Annotated in this window: 3 protein-coding genes; all 3 read left to right on the top strand. The window is 69.9% G+C overall.

The window, feature by feature from the left end; genetic code table 11:
- The first annotated feature begins 71 nt into the window (after positions 1-71).
- Entirely contained in the window at positions 72-1,148 is a 1,077-nt protein-coding gene (gene murG / locus AAG801_RS41190) for an undecaprenyldiphospho-muramoylpentapeptide beta-N-acetylglucosaminyltransferase (RefSeq protein ID WP_341893647.1), read from the top strand.
- Entirely contained in the window at positions 1,145-2,554 is a 1,410-nt protein-coding gene (murC, locus tag AAG801_RS41185; protein ID WP_341893646.1) for a UDP-N-acetylmuramate--L-alanine ligase, read from the top strand. The genes murG and murC overlap by 4 nt, the downstream gene beginning before the upstream one ends.
- The coding region (locus AAG801_RS41180; RefSeq protein WP_341893645.1) for a D-alanine--D-alanine ligase at positions 2,551-3,235 on the top strand (685 nt) is incomplete at its 3' end. The genes murC and AAG801_RS41180, both read left to right, overlap by 4 nt.

Raw genomic sequence — 3,235 nt, 5'->3', positions numbered from 1 at the left:
AACCTGGTCGCGCTGGCGATCGTCATCCGCATCGATGTCGAGAATCGACAGTTGATGCGTGGGGGGCGCTCATGAGCCGCCACCTCGTGGTGATGGCGGCCGGCACCGGCGGCCACGTGATCCCCGGCCTCGCGGTCGCGCGCGAGATGCTCGCGCGCGGCTGGACGGTGAGCTGGCTGGGCACCACGCACGGCATGGAGAACAAGCTGGTGCCGCCCTCGGGAATCCCGATGGACAACATCACCTTCAGCGGGCTGCGCGGCAAGGGCCTGTTGCACACGATGACCGGCGGCCTGCGGTTGCTGGCGGCGTTCTGGAGCTGCCTGCGCATCCTGCGTGCACGCCGGGCGAACGCCGTGCTCGGCATGGGCGGCTACGTCTGCTTCCCCGGTGGGCTGATGGCCTCGCTGCTCGGCAAGCCGCTGCTGCTGGTCAATGCCGATGCCGCGCTGCTGATGAGCAACAAGGCGCTGCTGCCGGTGGCCGACCGCATCGCTTTCGGCTTCGACGGCGCGGCGACCGCCAAGGTGAAGAACGCGGTGGTCACCGGCAACCCGGTACGCGCCGAGATCGAGGCGCTGCCCGAACCGGCACAGCGCTTCGCCGGCCGCAGCGGGCCGCTGCGTGTGCTGGTGGTCGGCGGCAGCCTGGGCGCGCGGGCGCTGAACGAGGCGGTGCCGCAGGCACTGGCCATGATCGACATGGCGAAGCGCCCGCAGGTCACCCACCAGACCGGCAGCAACAACCTCGACGATGTGCGCGCTGGCTACGAACGCGCCGGCGTGGAAGGTGAACTGCTGCCTTTCATCGACGATATGGCGCAGCGCCTGGCCGACTGCGACGTGATCGTGTGCCGCGCCGGCGCCGTGACGGTCAGCGAACTGTGCGCCGCCGGCGTGGCCGCGGTGCTGGTGCCGCTGGTGGTCAGCACCACCTCGCACCAGCGCGACAACGCGATGTGGCTGGCCGGGCAGGGCGCGGGCATTCACCTGCCGCAGACCGAGCTGTCGCCCAAGCGGCTGGCCGAGACTCTCTCCGGCCTGACGCGCGAGGCCTTGCTCACGATGGCAACGAAGGCCCGTGCACTGGCCAAACCGAAGGCGGCGTCGCGCGTCGCCGATGAGATCGAAAGACTGGTGGCCGCATGAAACATGCCGTCAAGCACATCCACTTCGTCGGCATCGGCGGCGCCGGCATGAGCGGCATTGCCGAGATCCTGCACAACCTCGGCTACGCGGTGTCGGGCTCCGACCAGAGCGACAGCGCCACCTCGCGCCGCCTCGCCTCGCTGGGCATCCGCGTGCAGATCGGCCACGACGCTGCGCACATCGCCGGCGCCGAAGCGGTGGTCACCTCCACCGCGGTGAAGGGCGACAACCCGGAAGTGATCGCCGCGCGTGCGAAGCGCATCCCGGTGGTGCCGCGCGCGGTGATGCTGGCCGAGCTGATGCGCCTGAAGAAGGGCATCGCGATCGCCGGCACGCATGGCAAGACCACCACCACCTCGCTGGTCACCAGCGTGCTCGCCGAAGCCGGCGTCGACCCGACCTTCGTCATCGGCGGCAAGCTCAACGCCGCCGGCGCGAACTCGCGGCTCGGCTCGGGCGAGTACATCGTCGTCGAGGCCGATGAATCGGACGCGTCGTTCCTGAACCTGATGCCGATCATGGCGGTGGTCACGAACATCGACGCCGACCACATGGACACCTACGGCCACGACTTCGCGAAGCTGAAGCAGGCCTTCGTCGACTTCATCCACCGCATGCCCTTCTACGGCGCCGCCATCCTGTGCGCCGACGACACCGGCGTGCGCTCGATCATGCCGATGATCTCGCGCCCGCTGATCAGCTACGGCTTCGGCGAGGACGCGATGGTGCGCGCCGTGAACGTGCAGGCGCAGGAAGGCGGCACGATGCGCTTCACCGTGCAGCGCCGCAACGGCGTGCGCATGCCCGACCTCGAGGTGGCGCTGAACCTGCCCGGCGAGCACAACGTGCTCAACGCGCTGGCCACCATCGCGGTGGCCACCGAACTGGAGCTGCCCGACGCGCCGGTGGTGAAGGGGCTGGCCGAGTTCCGTGGCGTGGGGCGGCGCTTCCAGCGTTACGGCGAGGTGAACGCCAGCGGCGGCGGGCGCTTCACGCTGATCGACGACTACGGCCATCACCCGGTCGAGATGGCCGCGGTGCTGGCCGCCGCGCGCGGCGCCTTTCCGGGCCGGCGCATCGTGCTGGCCTTCCAGCCGCACCGCTACACCCGCACGCGCGACTGCTTCGAGGACTTCGTCAAGGTGATGGGCAGCGCCGATGCGGTGCTGCTCGCCGAGGTCTATGCCGCCGGCGAGGCGCCGATCGTCGCCGCCGACGGCCGCGCGCTGACCCGCGCGCTGCGTGTGGCCGGGCGTGTCGACCCGGTGTTCGTCGACGACATCGTCGCCATGCCGCAGTCCATCGCCGCACAGGCGAAGGACGGCGACGTGATCATCACCATGGGCGCCGGCTCGATCGGCGGCACGGCGCAGCACGTGGTCGAACTGCTGGGAGCCGCGGCATGAACACGACAGTGGACCCGAAGAGCCTCGGCAAGGTGGCCGTCCTGATGGGCGGCAGCTCGGCCGAGCGCGAGATCTCGCTGATGTCCGGCGGCGGCGTGCTGGCCGCGCTGCAATCGCAGGGCGTCGACGCGCATGCCTTCGATCCGGCAGAACGCGATCTCGTCGAACTCAAGCGCGATGGCTACGCGCGCTGCTTCATCGCGCTGCACGGCCGCCACGGCGAGGACGGCACCGTGCAGGGCACGCTCGAGCTGCTCGGCATCCCCTACACCGGATCGGGCGTGATGGCCTCGGCGATCGCCATCGACAAGGTGATGACCAAGCGCCTCTGGCAGGCGGTCGGCCTGCCGACGCCGAAGTACGTGACGTTGCCGCGCGACGCGCAGTCGCGTGAGCGCGTGATCCAGGTGCCCGACGAACTCGGCCTGCCGCTGATCGTCAAGCCGCCGCACGAGGGTTCTTCGATCGGCGTCACCAAGGTCAAGGGTTACTCGCAGATGCAGGACGCGGTGGCCCTGGCCGCCAGGCACGACGACGTGGTGCTGTGCGAGGAGTTCATCGAGGGCGACGAGCTGACCTGCCCGGTGCTCGGCGAGGGCGACAACGCGCGCGCGCTGCCGGTGATCCGCATCGTCGCGCCCGAGGGCGCCTACGACTACCAGAACAAGTACTTCACCGACG

The sequence above is a fragment of the Variovorax sp. YR752 genome, assembly GCF_943372545.1.
This window is presented reverse-complemented; position numbering and strand designations above follow the sequence as displayed.